This is a genomic window from Pseudomonas sp. FSL R10-2964 (genome assembly GCF_009600035.1).
Taxonomy (GTDB): domain Bacteria; phylum Pseudomonadota; class Gammaproteobacteria; order Pseudomonadales; family Pseudomonadaceae; genus Aquipseudomonas; species Aquipseudomonas bubulae.
The window spans coordinates 1-26702 of record NZ_WIWH01000049.1 but is presented as its reverse complement, the minus strand read 5'-3'; the positions used below and the strand labels follow the sequence as shown (position 1 = coordinate 26702).

The window sequence follows — 26702 nt, the reverse complement described above, 5'->3', positions numbered from 1 at the left end:
CATCTTGGCCTCCTGGCTTTAATGGCGGTGTATTTTACAGAAAATCGTATTTCTTGGGTTTACGTACAGAGCCTAGAAAAGGAGCCACCGATGCCAACCATTTCACGCAAAGAATACGCAGGCCTGTTCGGCCCAACCACGGGCGACAAAATCCGCCTGGGTGACACCAACCTGTTTGTCGAGATTGAAAAGGACCTGCGCGGTTACGGTGAAGAATCCGTTTACGGCGGCGGCAAATCCCTGCGCGACGGCATGGGCGCCGACAATACCCTGACCCGCGACAACGGCGTACTGGACCTGGTTATCACCAACGTCACCATCATCGACGCGATCCAGGGCGTAATCAAAGCCGACGTGGGTATCCGTGACGGCAAGATCGTCGGGATCGGCAAAAGCGGCAACCCGGGCATCATGAGCGGCGTGACCCCCGGCCTGGTCGTGGGTGTGAGCACCGACGCCATCTCCGGCGAGCACCTGATCCTGACTGCAGCCGGGATCGACACCCACATTCACTTGATCTCGCCGCAGCAGGCTTATCACGGGCTGTCCAACGGCATTACCACCTTCTTCGGCGGCGGTATCGGCCCTACCGATGGCACCAACGGCACCACCGTGACTGCCGGCCCCTGGAACATCCGCCAGATGCTACGTTCGCTCGAAGGGCTGCCGATCAACGTCGGCATGCTGGGCAAGGGCAACTCTTTTGGCCGCGAGCCGCTGGCCGAACAGATCATCGCCGGTGTCGCCGGGCTCAAGGTTCACGAAGACTGGGGCGCAACCTCAAACGCACTGCGCCATGCGCTGCGTACCGCCGACGAGATGGACGTGCAGGTGTCGGTGCACACTGACAGCTTGAACGAATGTGGCTACGTCGAAGACACCATCGATGCTTTCGAAGGTCGCACCATTCACACCTTCCACACGGAAGGCGCCGGTGGTGGTCACGCCCCCGACATCATCAAGGTGGCCAGCCAGAGCAACGTACTGCCAAGCTCGACCAACCCGACCCTGCCCTACGGCGTCAACAGCCAGGCCGAGCTGTTCGACATGATCATGGTCTGCCACAACCTCAACCCGAACGTGCCGGCTGACGTGTCGTTTGCTGAAAGCCGCGTACGCCCGGAAACCATTGCCGCCGAAAACGTGCTGCAGGACATGGGCGTGATCTCCATGTTTTCCAGTGACTCCCAGGCCATGGGCCGGGTCGGTGAAAACTGGCTGCGGGTGATGCAAACCGCCCATGCGATGAAAGTGTCGCGTGGCAAACTGCCGGAAGACAGCGCCGATAACGACAACTTCCGGGTGCTGCGTTACGTGGCCAAAATCACCATCAACCCGGCACTGGCCCAGGGTATCAGCCATGTGCTGGGCTCGGTGGAAGTCGGCAAGATGGCCGACCTGGTGCTGTGGGATCCGCGCTTCTTCGGGGCCAAACCGAAAATGGTGATCAAGGGCGGCATGATCAACTGGGCCGCCATGGGTGACCCGAACGCCTCTCTGCCAACCCCGCAGCCGGTGTTCTACCGTCCGATGTTCGGTGCCTTCGGCAAGTCCCTGCAAGACACCTGCGTGACCTTCGTGTCGCAAGCGGCGCTGGAAGACGGGGTGAAAGAAAAGGCCGGGCTGGAGCGTCAGGTCATGGCGGTGCGCGGTTGCCGCACCGTGTCCAAAAAGGACCTGGTGCGCAATGACCAGACCCCGCATATCGATGTTGATCCGGAAACTTTCGCGGTAAAAGTCGACGGCGTACACGCCACGTGCAAGCCCATCGATGTGGCCACCATGAACCAGCGTTATTTCTTTGGCTAATGCCTGAACGGGCCGCTACCGGGGGCACCTGCACCCGGTGGCACACGCCCGGCACATGATTCAGGGAAGGAGTTTGCGACGTGATTTTGATTGAACACATACTCGGCAACGCCAAGAAAGACCCGCACTGGCAACACAAACTCGAAGGCGCCAAGGTTGACCTGCTGGTGCTCGACCAGCGTGAAGCGCAAAAAAGTCGCTGCCGACGCACCAGCCTCGGCGGTCTTGACCTGGGCATTTCGCTGGAACGTAACGTGGTGCTCTCGGACGGCGATGTGCTGCTCTGGGATGAAGGCTCCAACACCGCCGTGGTGGTGCAACTGAACCTGCGCGACGTGATGGTCATCGATCTCAAGGAGCTGAAAAAACAGCCCCTGGACGTGCTGATCAAAACCAGCTTCGAGCTGGGCCATGCCCTCGGCAACCAGCACTGGAAAGCCGTGACCAAAAACAACGAGGTCTATATCCCGCTCACCGTCGAAACCAAAATGATGGACTCGGTGATGCGCACCCACGGCTTTCAACACCTGCCGTACGCTTTTGTTGGCGGCGCCGAAATCCTGCCGCTTCTGACCACATCCGAGGCGCGCCTGCTGTTTGGCGGTGCCGAAGAAACCGACACCCATGTTCACGTGGCCAGCCCGCAAGACAAGCTGGACGCTGCCGCCCTGAAGATCCAGGGCGTGCACAGCCATGACGCACACAGTCACAGTCACGACAACGGCCATACGTTTCACAGCCATAAGCACTGAACCCGGCAAGAAGGCGCATAGATGAACGCATCAGATCTAATTCGCATCATGCAGTTTGGCGATTCCGTATTGCCGGTCGGTGCCTTTTCGTTCTCCAACGGCGTGGAATCGGCCATTCAAAAAGGCATCGTGCACGATGTCCCGACCCTGAAGGGTTTTGTGCTCACCGCCCTCAAGCAGGCGGCCAGCTGTGACGGCATGGGCGTGGTCGCTGCGCACCGGGCTGCCGTGGCAGAAGACCGCGACGGCATTTTACGCGCCGACTGGGCGGTGAATAACCGCAAGCTCAATGAAGAAAGCCGGTTGATGGCCACGCGCATGGGCAAAAAACTGGCGGAAATGTCGATCCATGTCGTCGAAAAACCGCTGGTGCGCTGGTGGCTTGAACAGATCAAGGCCGGCAACGCGGCAGGCACCTACCCCGTCACCCAGGCCGTGGTGATGTCGACCCAGGGCATCGGTGCCCGTGAGGTCGTGGTGATGCACCAGTACGGCGTGGCCATGACCATCCTCAGCGCGGCCATGCGCCTGATGCGGGTCACGCACCTGGACACCCAGCACATCCTGTTCGAACTCAACCACGACATTGAAGCGTTCTGCGATATCGCCGAAGTCGGCGATATCGAGCAGATGTCCTCCTATGTCCCGATAGTCGATGTGCTCGCCGCCGTGCACGTCAAGGCACATGTACGGCTATTCATGAACTGACACCCCGGGCTGCGTCGGCATGTGTCGACGCAGCTTCCGCTCCCCTATCTGGTAAGGAAATAACCGTGAAAAAGATTACTCGTATTGGTATTGGCGGCCCGGTCGGTTCAGGTAAAACCGCGATCATCGAAGTGATCACTCCGATCCTGATCAACCGTGGCTACAAGCCCTTGATCATCACCAACGATATCGTCACTACCGAAGATGCCAAACAGGTCAAACGTACCCTCAAGGGTATCCTCGATGAAGACAAGATCCTCGGTGTGGAAACGGGTGCCTGCCCGCACACCGCAGTGCGTGAAGACCCGAGCATGAACATTGCCGCGGTCGAGGAAATGGAAGAGAAGTTCCCCGACAGCGACCTGATCATGATCGAGAGCGGCGGCGACAACCTGACCCTGACCTTCAGTCCGGCCCTGGCCGACTTTTATATCTACGTGATCGACGTCGCCGAAGGCGAGAAAATCCCGCGCAAAAATGGCCCGGGGCTGGTGCAGGCCGATATCCTGATCATCAACAAGATCGACCTCGCCCCCTACGTTGGCGCCAGCCTTGATGTGATGGAAAGCGACACCAAAGTGGTACGCGGCAACCGCCCGTATATCCTCACCAACTGCAAGACCGGTCAGGGCATTGAAGAACTGGTGGACATGATCGAGCACATGTTCCTGTTCGCACAAAAACCGGCGGTCAAAAGCGGGGTCAGTGCATGACAGCGCAGAGCCAGATCGTGAACAACCCGTCACGGCTACGCGCTCACTCACTCGGCATTGATGCGCCGGAGCTGTCGCAGTACCAGGACGAACCGGCGCAAATGCACAGCGGTGCCGTGGGTAAAAGCGGCTACCTGCGCCTGGGTTTTGAAAAGCGCGGTAACCGCAGCGTGCTGGCGGACATGGAGCGCCGCGTACCATCGCTGGTGCAACGGGCCTTGTATTGGGACGAGGAAATGCCCGAGCTGCCCTGTGTGACCATGATTTCAACTTCGGGCTGCGTGCTGCAGGGCGACCGCCTGGCCACTGATGTCAACGTGGGGGTGGGTGCCTGCGGGCACGTCACCACCCAGTCGGCGACCAAAGTGCATTCGATGAATGCCAACTACGCCTCGCAAATCCAGCACTTCACGATCGAAGAAGGCGGCTACCTGGAGTTTATGCCCGACCCGCTGATCCCCCATCGCAATGCACGGTTTATCACCGACACGCAAATCAGGATCCACCCCACGGCGACGGCCATCTACTGCGAAATCCTGATGTCGGGGCGCAAGTATCATCATGTGGATGAGCGTTTCGGCTTTGACGTGTACTCCTCCCGGGTGCGCGCCGAGAACCTCGAGGGTCGCGAGCTGTTTGTCGAGAAGTACATTCTTGAGCCAAAAAAAGAGAGCCTGGACGCCATTGGCGTGATGCAGACCTTCGATGTGTTCGGCAACGTGGTATTGCTCACGCCCAGGGAGCATCACGACCGGATTGTCGAGCGCATCCCGGCGCTGTTTGACATGCAGGCCGGGCTGGCCAGCGGGGTGACCCGCCTGCCCAACGACTGCGGGCTGATATTCAAGGTGCTGGGCAACGACAGTGGCGAGGTCAAGGCGCAAATCCGCGAGTTCTGGAAGGTGGCCCGCGAAGAAATCCTGGGCGTGACCCTGCAACCCGCGTTTTTGTGGAAGTAGCTGTGTAGCAGCTGCCGAAGGAACGAGGCTGCGTCCGGCGGCGCAGCCGTCGTAATTCCTGAGGGCAGGGTTTGACTGGCACACCGCAGTGCCTGATTTTGCGACGGCTGCGCCGCCGAACGCAGCCTCGTTCCTATGGCAGCTGCTACGCAAGCTGATCCTGGCCAAATGCTCAATTGGGAGAGTCAATATGGAAGCTGCATCCAAGTGGTCGAAAATCGTGGATGGCAACGTCGTCCTTGAGTTTATCGACGTCACCCTGCGTGGTTGTGCTCAGGTCATGTTCCAGAATAACCCGCTGACCGGGCTACTGTTTTTTGCCGCCATTTTTGTCGGCGCGTTTGGCGAAGGCAACCCGGCCATGGCCTTCGGCAGTGTGCTGGGCACGGTCGTGGCAACCCTTACCGGTATGCACCTCAAGGACCGCACTTCCTGGAAGGCCGGCCTCTACGGCTATAACGGCTGCCTGGTCGGCGCTGCCCTGCCTACCTTCCTCGCCGTCACACCCATCCTGTGGCTGTGTATTATCCTCGGCAGCGTGGTCTCGGTAATCGTCACCATCTGCATCGCCGATATTCTGAAGACCTGGAAAGTCGCCGCCCTCACGGCGCCCTTCGTGCTGGTGACCTGGACCATGCTGCTGGCCAGCTATGCCTTTGGCGGCCTGAACACCAGCGCCCTGCCCGTGCCCAACCTGCCCCATGATCTGGTCGCGTACAACACCAGCCTGTTCGATGGCATCGACCTGTTCAAGAGCACGTTCTACGGGATCTCCGAAGTGTTCTTGATCAGCACGGTGATCGGCAGCGTGCTGTTTCTCGCCGGGTTGGCGGTGTCATCGTTGTGGGCCGCGGTGTTCGGCCTGCTGGGCTCGCTGCTGGCGGTGCTGGTGGCCGTGGTGCTGCAAGCCGAACACGCCAGCATCAATAACGGCCTGTATGCCTTCAGCGCCGTGCTGACTGCCATCGCCCTGGGCTCGACCTTCAACAAGCCCAGCTGGCGCGTGTTGATCTACACCCTGATTGGCGTGGTTTTCACTGTATTTGTGCAAGGCGCCTTGAATACAGTACTGGCCCCGGTTGGCATCCCGACATTGACCATGCCCTTTGTACTGGCTTCCTGGCTGTTTCTGGTGCCCAACAAAGACGTCATGCCGGCCCACCGCCAATAATTTCGATCCCTTTGCCGGAGTCTTTCCATGACCGCGATTGCCTACCCCCTGACAAATGCCGAGCCGTCGAACACCACACGGCGCGCCATTTATCTGCTGACCGGCCTGATCGTGGCCAACCTGCTGGCTTGGGCCTGGGCCTTTATCGAGTTCGGCAACAACCCGGTCTTGATGGGCACCGCATTGCTCGCGTACGGCTTCGGCCTGCGCCACGCCGTGGACGCCGACCATATTGCCGCCATCGACAATGTCACCCGCAAGCTGATGCAACAGGGCAAACGCCCGATAGCCGTAGGCACCTGGTTCTCCCTGGGGCATTCGACCATTGTGGTGCTGGCGTCTTTCGCGATTGCGGCCACGGCAATGGCGTTCAAGGACGATATGGAGTGGTTCCATGAAACCGGCGGCCTGATCGGCACCCTGGTGTCCTCGGTATTCCTGCTGCTGTTCGGCGTGCTCAACCTGGTCATCCTGATCTCGGTGTACAAGAAGTTCACACAGGTCAAGGCCGGCCACACCCTGCCCCCCGAAGAACTGGACCTGATCACCACCCACCAGGGTGGCCTGATGGCGCGAATTTTTGGTCGGGTGTTCAACCTGGTTAACAAAAGCTGGCACATGTACCCGGTGGGCTTTCTGTTTGGCCTGGGCTTTGACACTGCCACCGAAATCGGCTTGCTGGGCATCAGCGCCACCAGCGCCTCCCACGGCATCAGCCTGTGGTCAATCATGGTGTTCCCGGTGCTGTTTGCGGTGGGCATGGCCCTGATCGATTCACTGGACAACTTCGTGATGATCGGTGCCTACGGCTGGGCGTTTTCCAAACCGGTGCGCAAGCTCTACTACAACATCACCATCACTGCCGCCTCGGTGGTGGTGGCCCTGTTTATTGGTGGTGTCGAAGCGCTGGGGTTGATTGCCGAAAAACTGCAACTCACCGGCGGGATATGGACGCCGATCAATGCCATCAGTGAAAACTTCGGCGAGATTGGCTACTGGATCATCGGGATGTTTGTCCTGTGCTGGCTGATTTCGGCCCTCAATTACTACATCCGCGGCTATGACCAACTGCCTGCCAACGCCTGATCAGAGGCTCAAGCACACGGGCTGCTGGTGGCAGCCCGATAAACCTGACCTACACTCCCCTCACCCCTTAACTGACGCGTCGTAGGTGCCATGACTTTATTACAGGACGTAAAAAATCGGATCTCCTTTGCCTATGGGGTCGCCTTGCTGGTTGCGATCAACGGCTTTCTTTTGTTTCTGCCGGTGCTGGAACGTGGCGTTGCCCATGCCAATGCCAAATCCGGCTCCTTTGATACCTGGAAGGAGGCATTAAGCTTTTTAGCCTTGCTGGAAATCCCCGGGTTTGTGGTGGGGCTTGTACTCCTGCTGATGTCACTGGGGCTGTTGATCAAGTCACGCATCAGCTGGTTTTTTTCCCTGCTGCTGCTGGTGGCCACGGTCTGCGTGGATTTTTTCATTCTGAAAAAACCTGACGGCGTGACCTTCTTCTCGCTGGTCACCATTGCCGTGCTGGCCTTCTATTGGCGCCGTTTTGACCACTACAGCCTGGCCTCGGGCAGCTTCTTTGCGGTGGTCAGCATCGCCTCACTGATCGTCTACAGCACGCTGGGCACGCTCTACATCGGTGATGGCTTTGCACCGCCGGTGACGGACCTGCCATCGGCGTTCTACTTCGCCATCGTGGTGATGTCCACCGTAGGCTTTGGTGACATCGTCCCGCATACCACCGATGCGCGTTTTTTCACCCTGACAGTGATCATCCTGGGCATCACCATCTTCGCGATTTCGGTGGCGTCCATTGCCGGCCCGCTGATCAGCAACAACATCCAACGTATTGTTAAAGGCAGGATTACCCATATGGCGCGTAAAAATCACTACATCCTCGTTGGCGTTGGTTCCCTGGCACAAAACGTCTACAAAGGTCTGACCGATCGCGGCGAACACGTCACGGTGGTATGCGCGGCCGGCAGCCAGCATGACCTGCCGGAAAAGGCCGATATCATTGAAGGTGACCCGTCGGCCGCGTCGACCCTGAAACTGGCCGGTGCAGCGGACGCCAAGTACATCGTCACCCTGTGCGACAGCGACGCCGAAAACGTGTTCACCATTCTCGCGGCCAAGGAAGTGGCAGGCGACGAAACCCAGATCATCGCACTGGTCAACGAAACGCGGAACATGCCCAAGGTCAAACGCGTCAACCCGACCATGGTGCTGTCGTTGCCGTTGCTGGGCAGTGAGTTGCTGGTGCGTACCCTGCAGGGCGATCAAATCAACAATGATCTGATCACCGAGATGTTCTTCGGCAAGCGTACGTCTTTGGCCTGAGACTTGGCAGGATAAAAAAGCCCTCTGACGAGGGCTTTTTCATGGGTGCTGCAAGGGCCTATTGCTGGGTATCGGATGCAGGCAGCGGCGTAACCTTGGCCCCGGCAATCAGACCCAGTTCGACGGCAGCAAAACCGATTACCAGGCTGATCACCAGATAGCAGATGGAGACAAAAACACTGCCCGGGTCTTGCATCATCTCGACTGCGCCAAACACGAAACTGGAGAACGTGGATAACCCGCCCATGATCCCGGTGCCGACCATCACGTGCACGTACTGGTTGATGCGGTTGCTCTTGAACAGCGACGTGGCCACGCCCAGCAGGAACGCGGCGACGATATTGGCGACAAAGATATCCATGGGAAAACCATCGGCCAGGCGCGGCACCGAGAGCATGACGAACTCGCGGCACATGGCGCCGAACGCACCACCGACGAAAATCAGAATAATCATGTTGAGCATGGTGTGACTCCTGAGTCAGCGCGCCAGCCAGGCGCCGAAAGCGGCGGCGGCCAGGCCGACCAGTACCGAGATGATCAGATAACCTGCGGCCCATGCACGATCCCTGGCCTTGGCCAGTTTCGAGGCATCCAGCTGCATGCTGCTGAATGTGGTGTAACCGCCCAGGATACCGGTGAGCACCGCGGCGCTGAGGAAGTCGCCGTAGCGGTCGCGCCAGTCCACGGTAAACAGGATGCTCAGGTAACCGATTACAAAGGCGCCGCTGACGTTGATCAAAAATGTACCCAGCGGAAACGGCCCCTTATAGAACTGCCCTACCCGCAAACCGATCCACCAGCGCAACAGCGAGCCCAGCCCGCCCCCCAGCCCGACCCAGAAAACATCCAGCGCTGTCATGAAAGTCCCTCTCGTGTCTGTTGGTGAGTGGGGGAAACTCTAGTTCATAAAACAGCGGGCGGGCATGACTTGGGCCGGGTCTTTCGCTGTTACAGAAGAGTCCATGCCGGGGGCAGTGAGGCCTGAATGGCGCAGCTCATATTTGCTCAAGCTTTCAAACTGGCGCTCCTGAGAGTTGCAGGGTATTTGAGCAGCACAGGACGTAAAGCCAACTTGCAAAAGTCCCATCATGGGACCAGGATCGTTTTATGAGAATCATCGCAGTCAGTCAGCTCAAGATTTTTTGGCAACAGCACCCAGGCTCAGAGCAATCCTTCCTCTGCTGGATAGATGAAGCGAAAAAGGCAAACTGGCAAACGCCGGCCGACATCAAGGCGCCGTTTCGCCATGCCAGCATTCTCAAGAGCAACCGGGTCGTGTTCAACATCAAAGGTAACGACTATCGGCTCGTGGTAGCTGTGGCCTGCCGCTTCAGCGCCATCTATATCAAATTCGCAGGCACTCACCAGCAGTACGACGCCATCGATGCCAACACCGTGGAAATGGAGTAAGCCATGAATATTCGTCCAATTCGCACCGAGCAGGACTACAAAGACGCACTGAAGTCGGTTTCGCCGCTGTTCGACAATGAACCGCAGCCCGGGACACCTGAGGGCGATTACCTGGAGGTCATGATCACCCTGATCGAAGCCTACGAAGCCAAGCACTTTCCCGTCGACCTGCCCAACCCGGTGGATGCCATCCGCTTCAGGATGGAGCAGTCCGGGTTGTCAGCGGCTGACCTGGTGCCTGCGATCGGCCGGCAGAACCGGGTGTATGAAGTGCTCAACGGCAAGCGCTCCCTGACCCTGCCCATGATCTGGAAGCTGCATGAGATGTTTGGCATCCCGACAGAGAGTCTGATCAAGCCGGTCAAGTCGTGACCGTCGGGGCAGGCAAAATCATAGGCGCGGGTGAAAAGGAGTACCATGCCCTCCGGCTTCATCCTACCGCCCCATGGAACCCCTATGTTTCCCAACGCTGAACGCTACAACCACTCCACCGAATACGCCAACAAACTGGTCGACCGCATCGGCCAGACCCCGGCCTGGATTGCCCTGCGCCTCGGGGTCACGGAAAAGCGCATGCGCTATATCCTCGCTGGGTCCCGCACGATCAAGGGCGACACCACCGAAATCCTGATGAGCTATGCCGAGCAGTTCTGCCTGGAATGCCTGGCCGCCGAAGCCAAGGCCGCCAAGGATCGTGCCCGCTCCAAGGCCGCCGCCAGCCCTGCCAGCGACGCTTAGAACAACCCCAGTTGCCCGCCCACCAGGGCGCTGAAATTGTCATCGACAAACACCAGAATCGCGTCGGCCACCGGTTGCAGCTGACGCGACAGATAGTGCTCGTAATCCACTTCTGCGGTACGGTTCTCCAACGGCTGGGGGCCGGCCACGGTGATCACGTAGCTGATCGTCCCGCCATTCTGGTACTGCCGGGGCCGCCCCTGCCGGTCGTTAAATTCATCGGCCAGCCGCGCCGCCCGCACATGGGGCGGCACATTGCGCTCGTAATCACTGAGCGGGCGGCGCAGGCGCTTGCGGTAGATCAGCAGTTCATCATGCTCACCCGCCAGGGTGGCACGCACAAAGTCACGCACGTAGGCCTGCCAGGGCTGACGATTGAAGATGCGCAGGTACAACGCCTGCTGGAACTGCCGGGCCAGCGGTGACCAGTCGCTGCGCACGGTCTCAAGCCCCTTGTAGACCATCTCCCGACGGCCGTCGGCGTGCACCACCAACCCCGCATAGCGCTTTTTGCTGCCCTCTTCGGCGCCACGAATGGTGGGCATGAAAAAGCGGCTGTAGTGGGTCTCGAATTGCAGCTCCAGTGCGCTGGTCAGCCCATACTCGTCACGCACATGGGCCTGCCACCAGTCGTTGACGTACTGCACCAGCTCACGGCCGATACTCGCCGCGTCCTCCTCACTGTGCTGACTGCGCAGCCAGACAAAGGTGGAGTCCGTGTCGCCATAGATCACGCTATAGCCCCGGGCCTCGATCAGTGCGCGGGTCTTGAGCATGATTTCATGCCCGCGCAGGGTGATCGAGGATGCCAGCCGCGTATCAAAAAACCGGCAACCGCTGGAGCCCAGCACCCCGTAAAACGCATTCATGATGATTTTCAGGGCCTGTGACAGGGGCGCGTTTTTGTCCCGCTTGGCCACTTCGCGCCCCTTGGCCACGCGCTCGATAATGGCCGGCAAGCAGTGCCGGGTGCGAGAGAAACGCGCACCGCGAAAGCCCGGTACCGAGGTTTCATCGCCAGGCTCGCGCAAGCCTTCAACCAGCCCCAGCGGGTCAATCAAAAAAGTGCGGATAATCGACGGGTACAGGCTTTTGTAATCGAGCACCAGCACCGACTCATACAACCCCGGCTCGGACTCCATGACAAAGCCGCCGGGGCTGGCCTGGGGCGGTTTGTCCCCCAGATTGGGGGCGACAAAGCCCTGACGGTGCATCAACGGCATATACAGGTGATAAAAGGCCGCCACCGAGCCACCGCTGCGATCGGCCTCCAGCCCCGTGACCGAGGCGCGCTCCAGCAAAAAGGTCAGCAGCTCGGTTTTCGCGAAAATCCGCGTGACCAGTTCGCAGTCTTTGAGGTTGTAGCGCGCCAACGCAGGTTTGTCGTGGGCGAACATGCGGTTGATTTCGTCCATGCGCTGATACGGCGTGCTGATGTCCTTGCCTTCGCCAAGCAGGGTCTGGGCGACGTTTTCCAGGCTGAAAGACGGGAACGACCAAGTCGCTGAGCGCAACGACTCGATGCCGTCAATGATCAAGCGGCCCGCAGCACTGGCGAAAAAATGGTTTTTGCGCGTGCCGTGTTCGCGCCACTGCATTTCACTGCTGCCACGCCCCAGCAGCAACGGGATACCAAGGCGCCGGGCATGCTCGTGCAACACCCGCATGTCGAACTGCACCACATTCCAGCCGATGATCGCGTCGGGGTCATGCCGGGCCATCCACTGGTTAAGACGCAGTAACAGGTCGCCGCGGCTGGAGCAGAACTCCAGGTCGAAATCCACCGGGGTATCGGCCGCGGTGGCCTTGCCCAGCATATACACCTGACGCTGACCGCAGCCCTCGAGGGCAATGGAATACAGATCGCCCTGCTCGCTGGTTTCAATATCCAGGGACACCAGTTTCAAACGGGGTCGATAGTCGGGATGCGGCTTGATCCGGGCGTCCAGCAGCGGGCCATCGCCCTGTACACGGCCGCCAAAGCTCACCGGCGCAGTGATAAAACGCTCCATCAGGAACCGCTCCGGCGGGCGTATATCGGCCTCGTACACATCGACCCCGGCGCGGCGCAGGCGCTGGGCGATGTCCATCAACTGGGCATGCTGGCGGCAGTAGAGGCCGATCACCGGGCGCGACTGGAAATCACACAGCGCCAGCTCACGCCATTCGATATCGCGCTCGTTCTGCAGCAGAGCCTGGGCCTGGCCAAGCTGAATCTTGGGGATAAACGCGGTGCAGGTTTGGTAAGGCAGGCGCACCTGCTGCGGCCCGTCATCGGTGGCCAACCAGAAGTCGACCTCGATACCCGACGGCGTATCACGCCAGTGCCGGGTCAGGACAAAGCCCTGCCTCAAGTCCATTACGCGGTTACAGGCATGTCGCCAGCATCGCCAGGCGGCGCATGGCAGCAGCATCACCCGGCTGTTGGGCGTAGTAGCTCACTGCCGTGCCGGTGCCCTGGGGCGTCAGATCGGCAAAGGACTCGGCGCCACGGGTGTAGACGGTCTGTTTGCCAGCCTTGTCGTTATTGATATAGGCACTGGCATCGACCCCGAACACGCTTTCATCCTGCCAGGAAAACTTGATGCATTCGGCGACCAGCGCCGTGGCTTTTTCCGAAGCCAGCACCCGGGTCGGGGCTTGGTTACGGGCAGTGTCCATCGCAGGAGACACACAACCGGCCAGCATGGCCAGACTCATGACGCTAATCAGCATTCGCATTGGATAACCTCTGGATAAAGGTCAATACGATATCACGCAGCCAGTGCCCATAGGTGGCTAAATAACCAGTAGTCCGCTGAATGGGCTTGGTCCCACAGAGAAAATATGTCGCCGGTATTGCAGTTAAAACCACCGGGGACAAATCCATTCCTGGGGGTGGCTACAGCAAAAGCAAAAATTTGAACAACACCAACCCTGCTCCCCGAGCGCAACACCTATAACCGCTCGTCATTTAAAAGAGACCCAGCCCACAGAATCAGCAGCATTTGCGTCTCCAGCCAGCGAATTTCGCGGTTGCTGCTAGCTTCAGTAAACAAATAAACACGCCGGGCATCGGACGATAAACCGCCAAAGAGCGATTGAAGGAGCACTACGATGGGAGCAAGTACCGCTCGCAAGGCCAGCTTTACCGCCCTCACCCTGATCCTGACGCCGCTGGCAGGCTGGGCCGACAACGCCCGTGACTGGCAAAACACCCCCACCGACCTGAACATGCTGTTCGGCTATTACAACCGCGTCGACTCCAATACCCCCATCGACACCTCGCTACCCATCGACGGTCTGTCCCTCAATGCCGACCTGTATATCCTGCGTTATGCCCGTAGCTTCGGTATCGACGGGCGCAACAGTGCCTTCGAGATCCTGCAGCCTTACGCCGATCTATCCGCATCATTCGACAACGCCCGCTATTTCACCGGTACCAAACACAACGGTGGCATGGGTGACACCCAATTGGTGTTCGCACACAACATCTTTGGCGGCCCCGCCCTGAGCAAGGAGGAGTTCGCCAAATGGACTCCCGAGACCTTTCTCACGGCAGCCCTGACAGTCACCACCCCCACCGGCGACTATGACAAGAACCGGGTGATCAATATCGGTGCCAATCGCTGGGTGTACAAACCCGAGCTGGGTTTCGGCACCCCCATAGGCCCCACCTGGCTGGAGATCAACACCATGGTGTCGTTGTTCGGGTCCAACGATGAATACCAGGGCAACAGCAAGCTCGAACAAAAACCCCTGTATGCCATCGAAGGCCATTACAGCTACGACTTCAACCGCGCCCTTTGGGCTTCGCTGGACGCCACCTATAGCCGGGGCGGCGAGACAAAAATTGACGGCGACTGGCAGGACAACAAACAGGAAAGTACCCTGGCAGGCGCCAGCATGGGCTTTATGCTCACCCCCCAATTCGGCGGCCTGCTGGCCTATACCGACACCGTGAGCGAGCGTAAAGGCTCACCGGATATCGCCACCTGGACGCTGCGCATGCAGTACGTCTGGTAAGCGTCGTGACCATGCCTCGGGTACGTCGCGTAGTGCCAGGCCTGTTACTGGCCCTGGCCTTGCACGCCCATGCCGGCGACCCGTCCGCCATCGAGCCTGCGGCTGTGCAGGCCCTGGAGCAGATGGGCAGTTACCTGCGCAGCCTCAGGCAGTTTGGCGTCGAGGCCCGCAGCCAGACAGACCAGGTACTGGATAACGGCCAGACCGTCGAATTTCGGCACACCACCCGACTGCTGGCCCAACAGCCGGACAAGCTGCTGGTCTCAGTGGACAATCAGGGCATACACCGCACCCTCTATTACAACGGCAAGCGCTTCACCCTCTACCAGAGCCCCAGCCCCTACTACGCAAGCGCCCCCGCCCCGGCGAACATCAACGCACTGATCGACCTGCTCAATAGTCGCTATGGCATCGAGTTGCCGCTGGCCGACCTGTTTCGCTGGAACGCCAACACCGTCAGACAGGCCGGTTTGCGTTCGGCCGTGCTGATTGGCAGTGAGACGCTGGACGGCCAGCGCTGTGTTCATTACGCCTTGCGTCAGGATGCTATCGACTGGCAGCTGTGGCTGCGTGACGGCGAACAGCGCCTGCCGTGCCGCCTGACCATCACCCGTCGCGACATACCCGAGCAGCCGCGTCACAGCGTCGACTTTACCTGGCAGCTCAAACCGGCAATCAGCGCCCACAGCTTTGATTTTGATCCGCCCGCAGGTGCCCAGGAAGTGCCGTTGCAGTGGGCCCCGAGCAAATACAGCCTGGAGGCGCAACCATGAAGCGTCTGCACTGGCTGTTCTGTGGCGTGCTCAGCGCCTGCCTGCTGCACACCTCTGTCGCCCTGGCCTGGCAACTGCGCGGTGGTGGCGGCGCACGGACTTTTGTGCTGCCGCACACTGGCGGACACCCAGCGCCGCACCCCATGCCACAGCCACAGCCGCATCCACAGCCGGGGCCGCACCCCTACCCGCAGCCGGCCCCCCAACCGCATCCCTACCCGGCACCACGGCCCATGCCACCTCCGCCACGGCCCTTGCCTGCGCCACCACCACCGGACAACTGGTATCACCCGTGGGCAGCCGCCGCCGTGGTCGGTGCAACCACGGCCACGGCAATAGCCATCGGCTCGCAAGTCACCAGCGTGCCTGCGGACTGCGTATCGGTCGTGGCCAACAATGTGGCGTATCAACACTGCGGACCAACCTGGTATCAGCCCCGCTATGTGGGTGGCAACGTGCAGTTTGTGATGGTCCCCGCCCCCTGGTAATCGTGCTCAAGCAAGGAATGCTTTATGACAGCGCTCAACGATCTGAATGCCCTGCAAGCCAGCATCGCCGAAGCGGTATTGGGCCAGGACGAGGTTATCCGCCAGATCATCGTCGGCTTGCTGGCCAACGGTCATCTGCTCCTCGAAAGCCTGCCGGGTTTGGCCAAGACCCGCACCGTCAAGGCGTTGGCCAGGCACCTGGAGGCGCAGATGAGCCGTATCCAGTTCACCCCTGACCTGCTGCCATCGGACATCACCGGCGCCGAGGTGCTGCACCAGGTGGACGGCCAGAACCTGATCCGTTTTCAACCCGGGCCGTTGTTCGGCAACCTGATCCTGGCCGACGAAATCAACCGCGCCCCGGCCAAGGTGCAGGCGGCCCTGCTTGAAGCCATGGAAGAACGGCAGATCACCGTCGCCGGCAACAGCCACCCGCTGCCCGCACTGTTTATGGTGCTGGCTACGCAAAACCCCATCGAACAGGAAGGTACCTACCCGCTGCCCGAGGCGCAGATGGACCGCTTTGTGATGAAAGTGCTGCTCGACTACCCAAGCCCGGCAGATGAATCCCGGGTGCTGCGCATGCTGCGCGCTGAGGAACAGGTGCAGCACGCCACGGCCGATACAGCCCCGCCGTTTACCCTGGGTCAGGAGGTGATTTTCGCGGCTCGCCGCGAAGTCGCCACAGTGGCCGTGTCCCCCGCCATCGATGCTTACCTGATCGACCTGATCAACGCCACCCGCCGTCCTGCCGACTATGACGCCGATCTGGCCCGCTGGATCAGTATCGGCGCCAGCCCCCGCGGCGGTATCGGCCTTGACCGCTGCGCCCGTGCCGACGCCTGGCTGCGCGGCCAGGCCTTTGTCACCCCGGACAACGTGCGCGCCGTGGCGTATCCGGTACTGCGCCACCGCCTGCAACTGAGCTACGACGCCGTGGCCGATGGCGTCAGCGCTGATCAGGTACTGCAACGCATACTCGACAAAGTCGCGATACCTGCCTGATGCACGCCCAACGGCAGGAGGCCGACGGCCTGGTATACGTCTCGCTTGCGCAACTGATGGCGCTGGAGTTCAAAGCGCGGGCGTTGAGTTTTGTCGCCCGCCAACCCCACGGCAGTATCCTCTCGGGCAATCATGCTTCGCGCTTGCGTGGCCGCGGCCTGAATTTTGACGAACTACGCCGCTATCAACCCGGTGACGACCTTCGCCACCTCGACTGGCGCGCCTCATTGCGCACTGGCAAGCCAGTGGTGCGTACCTTTACCGAAGAACGCGACCGCCCGGCCTTGATCGTGGTCGACCAGCGCATGTCGATGTTTTTTGGCTCCAGCCGCAGCTTCAAATCCGCCACCGCTGCCGAACTGGGTGCACTGGCCGCATGGATGGTGTTCAACGCCGGTGACCGGGTGGGCGCCCTGGTATTCAACGATCAACGCATCGACAGTATTGCCCCGCTGCGCAGCCGCAAACGGGTGGAGGCGTTGTGCAGCAAAATTGCCCGGCAAAACCAGGAACTCAATGCCACTCAACCGGACTGCGAAGACGCCGACCAACTGGACAAGGTCCTGCAACATTGCCTGGCCATCGCCGGTCACGACCACCTGATTTGCCTGATCAGCGATTTCGCCGGGGCCGGGCCGCACACCCTGCAGTTGCTGCGCCAACTGGCAGTGCACAACGATGTCATCGCCATGCAGGTTTACGACCCATTGGCGCTGGACCTGCCCGATACCGGGCGCTTGCTGGTTACCCAGGGCCAGTTGCAAGTGGAGCTGGCGGTAGAGCACGCACACGTACGCCAGCCACTGGGCGACTTCCTCAGCGGGCGCTTCAAGGACATCGCCAGCCTGCTGCGCCGCAGCCAGGTGCCGCTGATGATGTTCAGCACCGCGCAGGATACTCACAGCCAGCTGCGGATCGAACTGGGCAAACTGGGCGGGGCGCGGCCATGAGCAGTCCTATCCCCAGCATTGAGCAACTGCAAACCCTGGCCCTGCCTGCACCCGTCAGCTACCTGCCGCAGACCTGGGGCTGGTGGGCCTTGCTTGGGGTTGTGCTGACCGGCCTGGCGGTCTGGGCGGCACGCGCCTGCTGGCAGTGGCGGCGTGAGCGCTACCGGCGCGAGGCCTTGCAACGGCTGGCACAACTGCGCGCGGCCAACGACCCGCTGGGCACCTTGCGCGAACTGCCCACGCTGCTTAAACGGGTGGCACTGTCCATGCCCGTCCCGCAGGCAGCGGCGCCTCTGCAGGGCGAGGCCTGGCAGGACTTTTTACAACGCCACGGCCCGCCGCCTGTGCCCGAGGATTTCAGCCAGCAACTGGCGTTTCTGGCCTACGCCCAGGATGAGCAATTGCTCGCCCTGCCCGCCGCACAACGCCAGCAGTTGGTCGACACCTGTACACGCTGGGTGGAGCTGCACCATGTGGCAGTTTGATTATCCCTGGTTGCTGCTGTTGCTGCCCTTGCCGTGGTTCGGCTACCGCTGGCTGCCCGCTTACCGCGAAGCCCGCAGTGCAGTACGCGTACCGTTTTTCAACGCCATGAGCCGCGCTGTCGATCAAGCACCACAGATCGCAGGCGCGCAGCACAACATCTGGCAATTGCTGCTCAACCTGCTGGTGTGGACATTGCTGGTGGTGGCCGTGGCCAGACCGGTATGGGTCGAAAAACCCATCGAGCGCCAGCAACCGGTGCGCGACCTGATGCTTGCCATCGATATCTCTCAATCGATGCAAACCACGGATTTCACCGACGCCAGCGGGCAGAGGATCGACCGCCTGAGCGCGGTCAAACACGTGGTGCAGGACTTTATTGCCCGGCGCAAGGACGACCGCATCGGCCTGATCCTGTTTGGTAGCGCTGCCTACCCGCAAGCGCCCCTGACCCTCGACCACGCCAGCCTGTCGCTGCTGCTGGACGACACCGGCATCGGCATGGCCGGGCCCGACACCGCTATCGGCGACGCCATCGGCCTGAGCCTGAAACTGCTCGACCAGGCCCACGAGCAGGAGAAAGTACTGATCCTGCTCACCGACGGCAACGACACCAGCAGCGCCATCCCCGTGCCCCGTGCCGCGGCCATGGCGGCGGCCAAAGGGGTAGTGATCCACACCATCGGCATAGGCGACCCGGATGCCGACGGCGAAGCCAAGGTCAACCTGGCCGCCCTGCAGAGCATCGCCAAAAGCACCGGCGGCCAGTACTTTCGCGCAGAAGACCGTGACAGCCTGAACCAGGTCTACGCCACCCTCGACCAGCTCACCCCGCACAGGGTGCAAACCTTCAGCCACCAGCCCAAACGGGACCTGTTCTGGTTGCCCGTAGCGGCCGCCATCAGCCTGATAGCGCTGTATCATCTGCTCGCACTGCTGGCCTCACGGCGCCACCCGCGCTCACCACCGCGGGAGGCCTGAAATGGAGATCAACCTGAGTGACTTCCACTTTCTGCGCCCGGCCTGGCTGCTGTTGGCGATTGTGGGTGCCCTGCTGCCGCTAATGTGGCGCCGCAGCCATGACCAGCAACGGCGTTTGCGGGCGATCATCGCTCCCCACCTGCTGCCACACTTGCTGGTCACCCCGCCCGACAGCCACCGCCTGCGCCCGGTACATTTGACCGCTGCCCTGCTGATCATCGGCGCCATTGCGGCCGCAGGCCCCACCTGGGAACAGGACCGCCCGGCGTTCCTGCAAAACCGCGCGCCGTTGATCATTGCCCTCGACCTGTCCCCGTCAATGGATGCCAGCGATGTGCAGCCCACCCGGCTGGAAGCCGCCAAGCACAAATTGCATGACCTGACTGCCCGGCGCAGCGGTGCCCGCACGGCCCTGATCGCCTACGCGGGCAGCGCCCATCTGGTGTTGCCCGCCACCGACGACCCGGCGCTGCTCGACAGTTTTATCCAGGCCCTGGGCACCGATCTGATCGCCCGGCCCGGCAAAAACGTAGCGGCAGTGATCGAGCAGGCCAGGCGCCTGCTGCAGGCCGAGAAAGCTCCGGGCACCCTGTTGCTGATCACCGACGGTGCCGACACCACCCAACTGGACAGCCTCAAAGCCCTGTTGCAAGACAATGCCCTGCAAGTACTGGTACTGGCAGTGGGCAGCAGCAATGGCGGGATCATTCGTGATGCCCGCGGCCAACCGCGCACCGACAGTTCCGGTCGCCCGCAACTGGGCAGCTTCGACAGCGCCGCGCTCAAGCAACTGGCCGCGGCCACCGATGCACCGCTGGGCAGCCTGACCATAAACAACGATGATCTGGACTGGGTCGAAGGCCACGCCCAACAGCACTTCCAGGCCGCCAGCGACGAGCAGCGCGAGCTGCAATGGAAAGACGCCGGTTACTGGTTATGCGGGCCCCTGCTATTGCTTGCCTGGTTCTCGGTGCGCCGTGGCTGGAGCCTCAACTGGAACGCCGTCCTGCTGCTGGGCGCAGGGCTGGCCCTGCAACCGTCACCGGCGCAGGCCAACGCACTGACCGATGCCTTCTTCACCCGGGATCAGCAAGGGCGCTGGGCCTTTGAGCACCAGCACTACCCCGCAGCAGCCGAGTTATTTGTCGATCCTTACTGGAAAGGCATCGCAGCTTATAACGCCGCCGATTTCGATCTGGCACTGGCCAGCTTTGCCCGGTTGAACACCGCCCCGGCGTACTTTTACCTGGGCAATATTTACGTACGCCGCTACAAGTTCGATCAGGCGATTGCCGCCTATCGCCAGGCCTTGGCCCTGCAACCGCAGTTCCCCGAAGCCAGTGCCAACCTGGCATTGGCCATTGCCATGGAAAAAGATACCGACAGCGCCGAGCAGAACACCCCCGAGGTCAAACCCGACGCAGTCAAATTCGACAAGCCCCCAGGCAAAGGCCAGAGCAAACCGCTGCAAACCCCGCAGGCGGCCAGCGACGAACAATGGCTGCAAAACCTGACCACCTCTCCGGCCAATTTCCTGCGGCAAAAATTCAGCCTGCAAGACCAAAAGGTGGCGCCATGAAGCCCTGCGCCCTGGTACTGCTGATGTTCGTCGGCCTGGCACAGGCCAACGAACCGCAACTGTTGGTGCAGGCCCGGCTGGTACCGGGTGATGCCGTGGTGGTGGGCGAGACCTTGCAGTTGCAGGTCGATGTGCTCACCGACAGCTGGTTCACCCGTGGTGCGTCATTACCCGAACTGAACCTGGACGGTACCGATGTGACACCGCCCAATGGTGAGGCCGGGCACCTGTCGCAGACGATTCAGGGCCAGACCTTCAGCGGCCTGCGCTACACCTATCGAATCACCCCGACGCAGGCGCAAGCGTTCTCGATCGCGCCACTGACAGTGCGCGCGACCCCGGCGCAGGCCAGCCATGAGCTGTCGGGGCAAACCCCGGTGCTGACCTTTCGTGCCAGTCTGCCCGAAGGGTTCAGCCCCGGCGAACCGATACTGGTGGCCAGCGCGTTGCGCCTGAGCCAGACCCTGACCCCGCCAGGCGGCCCGTTCAAGGTGGGTGACAGCCTGACCCGCAGCGTGACGTTACAGGCCGACGGTACCCCGGGGCTGGCCCTGCCCGCTCCGCCCCGGGGCTCGGTGGCCGGACTCGGTGCCTACCCGCAGACCCCGCAGGTGAGCAATCTGGACGACGGCCGGGGCGGTTTCAATGGCGGTCAGCGCATTGACCGGGTCAGTTATCGCATCGAGCGCGAAGGCGATTTCGAGCTGCCGGCAATCCGCGTCAAATGGTGGGACAGCGTGAACCGCCAAATCCGTTTCGGCGAACTCCCGGCCGTCACCTTCAAGGCCACAGCCAGCAGCAGCTACACCCCGGTGTTCTCGATCGTTGACGACCTCAGGCAAATGGGCCAACCCAGCCGGCTGCGGCTGCCCGCCACGTTGCTGGTTGGCATCGGGTTATTGCTGCTGGCCGTTGCCCTGGCTGTGAACCGGCGGCGCTTGCTCCACGCTTTCAATGCCATGCGTCAGTGGAAACACAACCGCCCGCCGCGCAAAAACTATGGTTTGCGCCCGCTCAACCCAAGACATGAAAAGGACTTCCAAAAATGAATAAACAAAAAACTGTAGCCGTGGCAGCGAGCCTGCTCGCGAATGGCCTTCGCGAGCAGACTCGCTCCCACTGGAGCAAAAGGATCTCGGCAAGAACGGCAGCGACTCTGCTATTCGCCCTGCCCCTGTTCGCCCTGGCTGCCGACCCGTTGCCCTCCTGGAACCAAGGGCCGGCGAAAAAAAGCATCATCGAATTTGTCGAGACGGTTACCACGCCAGACAGTAAGGGCTTTGTACAACCCGAAGCGCGTATCGCCGTGTTCGACAACGATGGCACCCTGTGGAGCGAGCAACCTGGTTATTTCGAGGAGCTGTTTGCCTTCGACGAAATCAAACGCATGGCCCCCCAACACCCGGAATGGAAAGACCAGCAACCGTTCAAGGCGGTGCTGGAAAACGACCACAAAGCCCTGGCCGAAAGCGGCATGGAGGGCCTGCTGAAAATTTTCATGAAGACCCACGCAGGGCTCACCACCGATGAGTTCCGCGACAACGTCCAGCGCTGGCTAAGCAGCGCACGCCACCCCACCAGCGGCAAGCCCTACACCGAGATGGTCTACCAGCCGATGCTGGAAGTGCTGGCCTACCTGCGCAGCCAGGGATTCAAGCCCTACATCGTGTCCGGCGGCGATACCGGCTTTATGCGCGTATTTGCCGAAGAGGTCTATGGCATACCGCCAGAGCACGTGATCGGCTCCACGTTTGTCACCGAATACCAGGTCAAGGACGGCAAACCGTCAATCCTGCGCACCGCCAAAATTGCCCACAACGATGACGGCCCCGGCAAGCCGGTAAGTATCGACAGCGTGATTGGCCGCCGACCGATCCTCGCCTTCGGCAACTCCGACGGCGACCTGCAGATGCTCCAGTGGACCGCCGCCGGCGACGGCCCGCGCCTGATGGGGCTGGTGCATCACACCGACGCCAAACGCGAATGGGCCTATGACAAGGACTCGAAAATCGGCCGCCTGGACAAGGCGCTCGATCAGGCAAAACAGCAGGACTGGACTATCGTCGATATGGCGTCGCAATGGCGACGGATCTACCCGTTCGAGACCAGTGCCAACGAGCAACAGCAATAAGAAAAACAGCCGTCAGCAGTGCACCAACCAGGTCAACAAGGAGCAAGTTGCATGACTCGAACAGCCAAGTGGTTCCCCCGGCTAGCCCTCGTGGCGGCTTCGGTGATGGCGTTGTCCGCCACCGCCGTGGCCGCCGAAAAACCCAATATCCTGGTGATCTTTGGTGATGACATTGGCCAGTCCAATATCAGCGCCTACTCCATGGGTGTGGTGGGCTACAAAACCCCCAACATCGACCGGATTGCCAAAGAAGGCATGATGTTCACTGACAACTCTGAGGACCGAAGAGATCACCCAGTAGACAAAGGGCCTGATCCATATGACAACCTCGATGATCCCTCAAACTGCACCAAAGCTGTTACAGACTGCCTTAGCTAAGCCCTACCACTATCGTAGGTCTGGTCGTTACTACCTCAGGCTGCGTCCCCAAGGGTCCTCTACGGGTTACCATTCGGTCTCCTTGCTGACCAACGATAAGGCCACAGCCATGACCATCTCTCAGGACATCCTTTCGGCTCTCGCTGTATTCCATCTGGACAACACCGGGGCAACTTGGGATGAGCTACGCGATCACCTCTACGTTATCGCAGAGGAAGCCCTGACCATGGCACATGGTGATAGCTCTCTGGTCGCCTATGAGTCGATCTACGGGGATCTAAGCGATAACCTTAGGAAAGCATCAAGCCAAATGGCAATGACCAGTACTCAGCAACAAGGGCTCTCTAAGGCCCAAGAGGTACTCAAGGCTGCTCATGGTCGTCTTCATGGTGACTCTGGGGCTCTGTCTGATCTGGTCACTGAGCTTGGGGCACCCCACTCACATGCTTCTCCTTGTGTGTCCCTATCTGTAAGCGCATCTCAAGGAACCTCTCAAGGAACCTCTTCGGGTATCACCTTCAATGAGCTCTCCACACTCTACATAGAGGAACATAAGGCCAACGTTGAGCCTGCCACCTTGCGGGATATCCATTCTGTCTGTAAGACGCTCTCGGGGGCCTTCGCTGGGTTGGATCTTAAGGGGCACACTCGGGCGGATATGGTTGCTCTCAAAGGTGCCCTCATGGTTGATCGTCAAGGCTCCACTGTGAACAAGCTATTGACTCGCCTATCAACTGTCATGTCGTGGGCTGTGAACAATGGCTACCTTGATAAGAGCTTCGACAAAGGACTTAAGTTGACCAAGGATGCTGACAGCTCCCGTAGAGCGTTCTCTAAGGACCAAGTGGCTCGGCTCATGGTTGCTGCCAACTCATTGCCTGTGACCGATGAGACCCGCTGGGCAGTGTCTGTAGGGGTTCTCACAGGTGCCCGTATCGCTGAGGTCCTTCAGTTGACCCGTAAGGACATCGTTGAGGTCAATGGTCAGTGGGTCGTGAGCATCAATGCTGATGATGGTAAGTCAGTGAAGACAAAGAGTTCCCTTAGGGTTGTGCCGTTGACCGATGAGGCCTATGGGTTTGACCTCAAAGACCTCCTTGGGTTTGTTGCTGGGTCACCTGAAGGCAACGCTCTGTTCTGTAGCGGCTCACGCTCAGCGACCCAAGAGAGGCTCAACAGGTTCATCAAGAAGACCCTTGGGTTAGACAAAGGCAAGGCGAGCCTATCGTTTCATTCCTTGCGACACTCATTGGCTGGAGCCTTGAAGGCCGCTGAGGTGCCTGTGGGGACCGCTGAGTCGATCTTGGGGCACTCATCGGGGTCGATTAGTTATGACCTCTATGGTGCGGGGAGTGCTGTGGAAGTGGGGCGTATGGCTGATGCCTTAAAGGTGGCCTTGAAGTGAGTCCGGTGAAGGTGGGAAATCTACCCACTTTAACGAGCTCAAATCTGAACCGGTCTATCACCAAATGATGGACTTGAGGTGAGTCTGGTAGGGGATTTCTGTATCAGTGCTTAAAGGTTCACAAGGACGCCTTGCGGGTATCGAGCTGGACGTTGGGGTCTATACCAAATATAGAGACCTAACGATATTCGTTAGGGGAGGACAAAAAGGTCGCTCTTGGTTCCTTGATACGGGAATACTGTAGTGGTCAACTAATCCCGGACACGACGTTAAGTTTTTTCTCGGCCTGAGCCGGCGTTAGCCCGCCATTAAATTGATGAGGCCGTATCCAGTTGTAGCGATGCATCAAATAATGACTGATGTCTCGTTGTGCCTGCTGAACCGACATATAACCCACTGAAGGTATCCACTCGGTTTTCAAGCTGCGAAATACTCGCTCCATCGGCGAGTTGTCGTAGCAATTGCCCCGGCGACTCATGCTCTGGCTGATGCGGTACCGCCACAGACGCTGACGGAAGTGGCGACTTCCATATTGCGATCCCTGATCCGAATGAAACAGCAGCCCTTGAGGCTTCCCGCGTTGCTCATAGGCCATATCCAGTGCTTTGGTGACCAAGTCAGCATCCGGGTTTCCTGATAACGCCCAGCCCACTATCCGGCGAGCATAGAGATCCATAACCACGGCCAGGTAGTGCCATTTCCCTTGCGCCCAGATGTAGGTGATGTCACCGCACCAAACCTTGTTTGGCTCGGGAACATCGAATTTACGATTCAGTGTATTTGGAATGTCAGGCCGCTCGACCGTTGCTTTTTTGTAGGCATGCGAGCCAGGCTGCTTGCTGATCAACCCCAGTTCCCGCATCAAGCCTCGCACCTTGAAACGCCCGATCTGCTCGCCATCATCCTGCATCATCGACACGATACTTCGGCTGCCAGCAGCGTTTCGGCTCTGGGTGAACAGTTCGTTGACTCGACTGCGTAATCGAATTCTCTCAACGCCCGGAGAACGCCGCCTGAGGTGATGGGCGTAGTAAGTCGAACGGGTGATTTCGAACACCTCGCACAAGCAGTCAACAGGTTCATGGGCGCTTAGCTGATGGATCAGTGCGAACGCTCGAGATCTTCCGACATCAAGAGCGCGGTAGCCTTTTTTAATATCGATTTCTCTCGTTCAAGACGGGCGATTCGGGCTTCCAGTTCCTGGATCTTTTGCTGCTCTGGGGTGAGCGCCTTGCTCTGCGGGGTGACGCCTGTGCGTTCCTGCAGAAGCTGACTGACCCAACGGCGCAGGGCCGACTCGCCAATGCCGAGTGAACGACTGGCTTCGATGCAGCTGTAATTTTGTTTGAGTACGAGGTCAGCAGCCTCGCGTTTGAATTCAGCGGAAAAGACACGACGTTGCTTGGTCATCTGACACCTCGATATGGCGAGCATTCTCGCCTAAATGAGTGTCCGGTTTCATTAGACCACTACATACGGGCTCTGGAGCTGGTAGGACTTAAGGTACAGGATTCTTGTACTTATGCTCCTAAGGGCCTGCTCCAGTGGCGTGGTGTAGAACAAGCCTACCGGCAAACGGTAGACCCAAGGGACTGTCGCACTGTCGAGCCTTACGGCATTAAGTGCTGTAAGCCTTCCTAAAGAGCCCAATGGCTACTCATTGCGAGTCACAACGGTGCTCATGCCTGAAAGCACGGTATACGACATGCTCCTCAAAGGTCGCCCATGAGCCTGCACCATTGGAGCTGTGCAAATTTTGCATAGCTTCCATTCGTTTAGCCTGCACCAGTGGCGTAGAGCAAGCCTATCGGCAAACGATAGACCGAGATGTGGAACTGGACTTGCCCCTACCAAACCGGACACCAAGTCCCCGTTAAATTGATGCTGCCGCTAAGCGCCTGAACTCCCTCGG

27 protein-coding genes and 1 pseudogene are annotated in these 26702 nt (G+C 59.8%); 23 read left to right on the top strand and 5 right to left on the bottom strand.

What is annotated here, in order from left to right:
- Positions 1-90 precede the first annotated feature (90 nt).
- The 8 genes from GHN92_RS21610 to kch all read left to right on the top strand — a co-directional run bounded on the left by GHN92_RS21610 (position 91) and on the right by kch (position 8464).
- On the top strand, positions 91-1809 hold the full coding sequence (locus tag GHN92_RS21610) for an urease subunit alpha (RefSeq protein ID WP_095000477.1): 1719 nt from the start codon (positions 91-93) through the stop codon (positions 1807-1809).
- 80 nt (positions 1810-1889) lie between these two features.
- Complete coding sequence (gene ureE / locus GHN92_RS21605; RefSeq protein WP_095018078.1) at positions 1890-2561, top strand: hypothetical protein; 672 nt, start codon at positions 1890-1892, stop codon at positions 2559-2561.
- 21 nt (positions 2562-2582) lie between these two features.
- On the top strand, positions 2583-3269 hold the full coding sequence (locus GHN92_RS21600; RefSeq protein WP_095000479.1) for an urease accessory protein UreF: 687 nt from the start codon (positions 2583-2585) through the stop codon (positions 3267-3269).
- A 65-nt stretch (positions 3270-3334) separates the two neighbouring features.
- Complete coding sequence (ureG, locus tag GHN92_RS21595) at positions 3335-3982, top strand: urease accessory protein UreG (protein WP_016781201.1); 648 nt, start codon at positions 3335-3337, stop codon at positions 3980-3982.
- A complete protein-coding gene (locus GHN92_RS21590) occupies positions 3979-4941 on the top strand; it encodes an urease accessory protein UreD (RefSeq protein WP_095000480.1) in 963 nt (320 codons plus the stop codon). The genes ureG and GHN92_RS21590 overlap by 4 nt, the downstream gene beginning before the upstream one ends.
- Before the next feature lie 190 nt (positions 4942-5131).
- Complete coding sequence (gene yut, locus GHN92_RS21585) at positions 5132-6112, top strand: urea transporter (RefSeq protein WP_095018079.1); 981 nt, start codon at positions 5132-5134, stop codon at positions 6110-6112.
- A gap of 27 nt (positions 6113-6139) precedes the next feature.
- Complete coding sequence (locus tag GHN92_RS21580; RefSeq protein WP_153381080.1) at positions 6140-7198, top strand: HoxN/HupN/NixA family nickel/cobalt transporter; 1059 nt, start codon at positions 6140-6142, stop codon at positions 7196-7198.
- 90 nt (positions 7199-7288) lie between these two features.
- Positions 7289-8464 (top strand): voltage-gated potassium channel protein, encoded by a 1176-nt coding sequence (kch, locus tag GHN92_RS21575; protein ID WP_095000483.1) that lies wholly within the window; start codon positions 7289-7291, stop codon positions 8462-8464.
- A 58-nt stretch (positions 8465-8522) separates the two neighbouring features.
- Here the strand turns inward: kch and crcB (GHN92_RS21570) are convergent, their stop codons facing one another.
- Together crcB (GHN92_RS21570) and crcB (GHN92_RS21565) are read right to left on the bottom strand one after the other, a co-directional pair.
- Positions 8523-8927, bottom strand: a complete 405-nt coding sequence (crcB, locus tag GHN92_RS21570; RefSeq protein WP_153381078.1) for a fluoride efflux transporter CrcB — start codon at positions 8925-8927, stop codon at positions 8523-8525.
- Positions 8928-8942: 15 nt separating this feature from the next.
- Entirely contained in the window at positions 8943-9323 is a 381-nt protein-coding gene (crcB, locus tag GHN92_RS21565; protein ID WP_095018081.1) for a fluoride efflux transporter CrcB, read from the bottom strand.
- Positions 9324-9571: 248 nt separating this feature from the next.
- Between crcB (GHN92_RS21565) and GHN92_RS21560 the strand changes: the two genes are divergently transcribed.
- From GHN92_RS21560 to GHN92_RS21550, 3 genes are all read left to right on the top strand, one after another.
- On the top strand, positions 9572-9874 hold the full coding sequence (locus tag GHN92_RS21560) for a type II toxin-antitoxin system HigB family toxin (protein ID WP_153381076.1): 303 nt from the start codon (positions 9572-9574) through the stop codon (positions 9872-9874).
- Positions 9875-9877: 3 nt separating this feature from the next.
- The gene (locus GHN92_RS21555) at positions 9878-10246 is read left to right on the top strand and encodes a type II toxin-antitoxin system HigA family antitoxin (RefSeq protein ID WP_130871582.1); all 369 of its coding nucleotides are present in this window, start codon (positions 9878-9880) and stop codon (positions 10244-10246) included.
- Between the two features lie 84 nt (positions 10247-10330).
- Positions 10331-10612: a hypothetical protein gene (locus GHN92_RS21550; RefSeq protein WP_016781210.1), complete on the top strand. Its 282-nt coding sequence runs from the start codon at positions 10331-10333 to the stop codon at positions 10610-10612.
- Here the strand turns inward: GHN92_RS21550 and GHN92_RS21545 are convergent.
- Positions 10609-12972: a DNA polymerase II gene (locus GHN92_RS21545; protein WP_153381074.1), complete on the bottom strand. Its 2364-nt coding sequence runs from the start codon at positions 12970-12972 to the stop codon at positions 10609-10611. The genes GHN92_RS21550 and GHN92_RS21545 overlap by 4 nt on opposite strands.
- A gap of 7 nt (positions 12973-12979) precedes the next feature.
- Complete coding sequence (locus GHN92_RS21540; protein WP_178084364.1) at positions 12980-13333, bottom strand: hypothetical protein; 354 nt, start codon at positions 13331-13333, stop codon at positions 12980-12982.
- Between the two features lie 375 nt (positions 13334-13708).
- Between GHN92_RS21540 and GHN92_RS21535 the strand changes: the two genes are divergently transcribed.
- From GHN92_RS21535 to GHN92_RS21480, 12 genes and pseudogenes are all read left to right on the top strand, one after another.
- A complete protein-coding gene (locus GHN92_RS21535) occupies positions 13709-14617 on the top strand; it encodes a transporter (protein WP_095000488.1) in 909 nt (302 codons plus the stop codon).
- Positions 14618-14628: 11 nt separating this feature from the next.
- On the top strand, positions 14629-15390 hold the full coding sequence (locus tag GHN92_RS21530; protein ID WP_153381084.1) for a DUF2092 domain-containing protein: 762 nt from the start codon (positions 14629-14631) through the stop codon (positions 15388-15390).
- On the top strand, positions 15387-15878 hold the full coding sequence (locus GHN92_RS24055; protein WP_153381072.1) for a hypothetical protein: 492 nt from the start codon (positions 15387-15389) through the stop codon (positions 15876-15878). The genes GHN92_RS21530 and GHN92_RS24055 overlap by 4 nt, the downstream gene beginning before the upstream one ends.
- 24 nt (positions 15879-15902) lie before the next feature.
- Positions 15903-16883 carry a MoxR family ATPase gene (locus GHN92_RS21520; protein ID WP_095000489.1) on the top strand — a complete coding sequence of 327 codons (981 nt, stop codon included), beginning with the start codon at positions 15903-15905 and terminating at the stop codon, positions 16881-16883.
- Complete coding sequence (locus GHN92_RS21515; protein ID WP_095023536.1) at positions 16883-17833, top strand: DUF58 domain-containing protein; 951 nt, start codon at positions 16883-16885, stop codon at positions 17831-17833. Before GHN92_RS21520 ends, GHN92_RS21515 begins: the two co-directional genes overlap by 1 nt.
- Positions 17830-18318, top strand: coding sequence for a DUF4381 domain-containing protein (locus tag GHN92_RS21510; RefSeq protein WP_153381070.1), 489 nt, complete (start codon positions 17830-17832; stop codon positions 18316-18318). The genes GHN92_RS21515 and GHN92_RS21510 overlap by 4 nt, the downstream gene beginning before the upstream one ends.
- On the top strand, positions 18305-19297 hold the full coding sequence (locus GHN92_RS21505) for a VWA domain-containing protein (RefSeq protein ID WP_095026862.1): 993 nt from the start codon (positions 18305-18307) through the stop codon (positions 19295-19297). Before GHN92_RS21510 ends, GHN92_RS21505 begins: the two co-directional genes overlap by 14 nt.
- A 1-nt stretch (position 19298) precedes the next feature.
- On the top strand, positions 19299-20876 hold the full coding sequence (locus tag GHN92_RS21500) for a VWA domain-containing protein (RefSeq protein ID WP_153381068.1): 1578 nt from the start codon (positions 19299-19301) through the stop codon (positions 20874-20876).
- Complete coding sequence (locus GHN92_RS21495) at positions 20873-21925, top strand: BatD family protein (protein ID WP_153381066.1); 1053 nt, start codon at positions 20873-20875, stop codon at positions 21923-21925. The genes GHN92_RS21500 and GHN92_RS21495 overlap by 4 nt, the downstream gene beginning before the upstream one ends.
- A complete protein-coding gene (locus GHN92_RS21490; protein WP_256666534.1) occupies positions 21922-23007 on the top strand; it encodes an HAD family phosphatase in 1086 nt (361 codons plus the stop codon). The genes GHN92_RS21495 and GHN92_RS21490 overlap by 4 nt, the downstream gene beginning before the upstream one ends.
- A 51-nt stretch (positions 23008-23058) precedes the next feature.
- Positions 23059-23277, top strand: a pseudogene (locus GHN92_RS21485) (arylsulfatase); the annotation flags it as partial.
- 217 nt (positions 23278-23494) lie between these two features.
- Positions 23495-24790 carry a tyrosine-type recombinase/integrase gene (locus tag GHN92_RS21480; protein WP_256666533.1) on the top strand — a complete coding sequence of 432 codons (1296 nt, stop codon included), beginning with the start codon at positions 23495-23497 and terminating at the stop codon, positions 24788-24790.
- Positions 24791-25037: 247 nt separating this feature from the next.
- On the opposite strand, the gene GHN92_RS21475 is transcribed toward GHN92_RS21480, so the two are convergent.
- Positions 25038-26200, bottom strand: a protein-coding gene (locus tag GHN92_RS21475; RefSeq protein ID WP_087148787.1) for an IS3 family transposase whose coding sequence is annotated in 2 segments (ribosomal slippage) — positions 25038-25945 and positions 25945-26200 — 1164 coding nt in all. Because the reading frame shifts where the segments join, the coding sequence is not laid out codon by codon here.
- Positions 26201-26702 lie beyond the last annotated feature (502 nt).